Origin of the sequence: Pseudoalteromonas sp. SIMBA_162 (assembly GCF_046535955.1) — a bacterium.
Taxonomy (GTDB): domain Bacteria; phylum Pseudomonadota; class Gammaproteobacteria; order Enterobacterales; family Alteromonadaceae; genus Pseudoalteromonas; species Pseudoalteromonas marina.
The window spans coordinates 1-262 of record NZ_JAWJBQ010000600.1 but is presented as its reverse complement, the minus strand read 5'-3'; the positions used below and the strand labels follow the sequence as shown (position 1 = coordinate 262).

Sequence of the window (262 nt, the reverse complement as noted above, 5' to 3'; positions counted from 1 at the left end):
GTTCAGTGCCGCAGCCAACAGACTAAGGAGAATCGCCACCTGCCAGATCAAGTCGTAGCTCCCGGTACGGTCATACACCACGCCCCCCAGCCAACCACCAAGGAAAGACCCCAATTGGTGGAACAGGAACACAATGCCGCCGAGCATGGACAGGTTGCGCACGCCAAACAAGGTGGCCACGGTGCCGTTGGTCAAAGGCACGGTGGACAGCCAGAGAAAGCCCATGGCCATGCCGAACAGATAGGCGCTGGCCTGAGTCACC

At 59.9% G+C, this 262-nt stretch carries 1 pseudogene; it reads right to left on the bottom strand.

Annotated elements, in window-relative coordinates:
- Positions 1-262 (bottom strand): annotated as a pseudogene (locus R0J88_RS21080) (MFS transporter); the annotation flags it as partial.